The sequence below is a fragment of the Micromonospora sp. D75 genome (assembly GCF_018070405.1).
Lineage (GTDB): Bacteria > Actinomycetota > Actinomycetes > Mycobacteriales > Micromonosporaceae > Micromonospora > Micromonospora chalcea.
On sequence record NZ_JAGPXV010000718.1, the window covers coordinates 1 to 2765 of the forward strand.

At 69.3% G+C, this 2765-nt stretch carries 3 protein-coding genes; 1 reads left to right on the forward strand and 2 read right to left on the reverse strand.

Annotation, left to right across the window (positions count from 1 at the left end; translation table 11 throughout):
- Nucleotides 1–18: 18 nt before the first annotated feature.
- Together trpS and KBX39_RS28110 are read right to left on the reverse strand one after the other, a co-directional pair.
- A complete protein-coding gene (trpS, locus tag KBX39_RS28105; protein WP_210873413.1) occupies nucleotides 19–1077 on the reverse strand; it encodes a tryptophan--tRNA ligase in 1059 nt (352 codons plus the stop codon).
- Nucleotides 1078–1347: 270 nt separating this feature from the next.
- Nucleotides 1348–1791 (reverse strand): PRC-barrel domain-containing protein, encoded by a 444-nt coding sequence (locus KBX39_RS28110; RefSeq protein WP_064448820.1) that lies wholly within the window; start codon nucleotides 1789–1791, stop codon nucleotides 1348–1350.
- A 125-nt stretch (nucleotides 1792–1916) separates the two neighbouring features.
- Between KBX39_RS28110 and KBX39_RS28115 the strand changes: the two genes are divergently transcribed.
- Nucleotides 1917–2180 (forward strand): SCO4848 family membrane protein, encoded by a 264-nt coding sequence (locus KBX39_RS28115; RefSeq protein ID WP_043327811.1) that lies wholly within the window; start codon nucleotides 1917–1919, stop codon nucleotides 2178–2180.
- Nucleotides 2181–2765: the final 585 nt, after the last annotated feature.

Genomic DNA, 2765 nt, shown 5'->3' on the forward strand with positions numbered 1-2765 from the left:
CCCCGGGCCGGTCTGTCGTCAGGCCGAGGTGGCGACGGCCTTGCGGTAGCGCTCGGCCCGGCGCCGCACCTGGGCGTACGCGCTGCTCAGGCCCATCGCCCGGCGGACCGCGACGAGCGTGCGGCGCACCTCGACGAGGGTCCGCGAGGTGCCGGTCACCATCAGCTCGGCGTCCAGGCCGGGCTGCGCCTCGATCCGGGCCCGGCGGTCCCGGATCGGGTCGAGGAACCGGTTGAGCGCCGTCGCCAGCGCCTCCTTGACCTCGACGTCACCGACCCGCCCGGCCCGGTAGCGGTCCTTGAACTCCGCCACCTGCGCCCGGTCCGGGTTGAAGATGTCGTGGTACTCGAAGACCGGGTTCCCCTCGACGGTGCCGGGCACGTCGGCGCGGACCCGGTTCGGGTCGGTGTACATCCCCATCACCTTGCGGCGCACCGTCGCCGCGTCGTCGGAGAGCGCGATCGCGTTCCCCTTGCTCTTGCTCATCTTCCCGGCGCCGTCCGTGCCGACCAGCGTGGGCGTTTCCGACATGAGCATGTCGGGCACCGGGAAGACCTCGCCGTAGAGATGGTTGAACCGCCGGGCGATCTCCCGGGTCACCTCGACGTGCGCGGCGTTGTCCTTCCCGACCGGCACGACCTGCCCCTTCACGCAGAGGATGTCGGCGGCCTGGAGGACGGGGTAGCCGAGCAGGCCGTACGGCATTTCGTCCTTGCCGGCGTCCCGGGTCATCTCCTTCAGCGACGGCACCCGTTCCAGCCGGGGCACCGTGATCAGGTTCTGGAACAGCGTGTTCAGGTCGCCGACCTCGGGGATCGCCGACTGGAGGTAGAACGTGGCCCGCTCCGGCTCCACCCCGGCGGCCAGGATGTCGGTGACCATCTCGCGGGCGTTGTGCGCCACCTGCTCGATGTCCGCGCGGCTGTTGCGAGTGGTGAGCATGTGCAGGTCGGCGATGATGAAGAAGCTCTCGTAGCGCTGGTGCAGCCGCACCCGGTTGGCGATGCTGCCCACGTAGTGGCCGAGGTGCAGCCGCCCGGTCGGGCGGTCTCCGGTGAGCATGCGTGCAGAGGACATGGTCGTACGCCTTTCGTGCCGTTCGCTGGCGGGGAGAAGCGACCCGGGTGTCACCCGGGTCGGTGGAGCGGGCTCGTCAGAACGAGCGCCGCCATCGCCCGCCGGCGCGGAATCGGAGTCCGCCGGCACGGAGTACGTCGAGGATCTGCTCCCGGCCGTCGACAGCGTGGCCCGGAAGACCGCTACGGGTCTCCGGGAGGCAGCTGCGCGGCCGGACCATGCCTGACACGGTAACCGCTCACCGGCCCGCGTCGCTGCCTCCTGCCGCGCTTACTGCTGTCGATAGCTCTCGGAGTAGTAGCTGCCGACCCGCTCCCGGTACTCCGGGTGCGCGAAGTGGTCGCTGTCGAACGCGGGCGACTCCTTCACCTGGTCGCGGGTGCGGTCCACGTGCACCACGCGGTCCAGGTGGTCGACCCGGGCCACGGTGCCGGCCGGCAGCAGCACCTTCTTCCCGAAGATCCACGGCCCGGTGTCCACCACCAGGTAGCGCGCGTCGGCGTCCTCGTTCGCCTCGTCGATCGACCCGATCCGGCCGTCAGTCGCCTCCACCCGGTAGCCGGTGAGGTCGAGCGGCGTACCGGGACCGGGGGCGTCGAGCTGGTCGTCGGTGTCCGCGGCGCGCTGCCGCGGTACGTCTCCGGGCCGGGTCTGGTCGTACCCACCCGCCAGGGCGGACGGGTCCCGCCAGGCCCAGGGGTTGAACGGCTGCATAGGTGGCACCTCCCGCGCATCGGCTCGACGCCGGGAACAGTGCCCCGGCGGCCACGCCGGAAACACGCGTCGCCGTCCCCGACGCCCTGACCTGCGGGTACGGCCCGCTGGCATACTGGCCGACCATGGTCCTGTCACGTGGTTGGTCACTGTTCCTGGTCGCCGTCGGAGTGTGGACCTGGGCGATCTGGCCGAGGTTCGCGGTCGCCATCTGGAACGACGAGCGCGCCTGGTCTGCCGGCGTCGTCGGCGAGGGCAGTCCGACGGGTTTCCTCTGGGTGCACGCCCTGCTGATCGGCGCCTCTCTGGCGATCGGCACGACTGTCGGTGTCCTGGGCATCCGCGCCTACCGTGCCTCCCGCCGCCCTGCCCGCGTCGGACGGGTGTGACGCGCGCCGCTACCCACCGATTTGACGATCAAACCTGTGGCCGCGTAACTTTCTCTCTGCCAGCGCGGAACGGGGCAAACGGGACGAAAGTCCTGAAGCGCCGAACCGGGATTGGCGCCGGGTCCGAACGAGGTTCTCACCTCCGCAAGACCTGGTCCGGGCGATGCTCGCCAAGATGCCGGAGGGCGGATTTGGCGGAGCGAAACCGACCGGGTAAGGTTGTCGACCGGCAGGGAACCGGGCGAGCTAGCGGGAGACCGCAGCGGCCGGCCTGCCAAATCCGATGATCAGACGCAGCGGGTGACTGCTGCGTGGGTTCAGCGGTGCCGACCCGTACGAAGCGTGACAGACCGGGACACACGGTTTGACACGGCAGAGACGGTGAGGTAACGTAGTAAAAGTGCCCGGCGCGAGAGCGGCGGGTGGTTGAACGAAATGCCCCAAGCAGGGGCTCCGCGGCGCGGGGTTTCTGGTTGGTGTGTGGTTGTTCTTTGAGAACTCAACAGGGTGCTTGTAAAGCCAGTGCCAATTGTTTTATACCCCGGACTGGTGGCTGTTCTTTGGAATGGTTGCTGGTTGGGATTC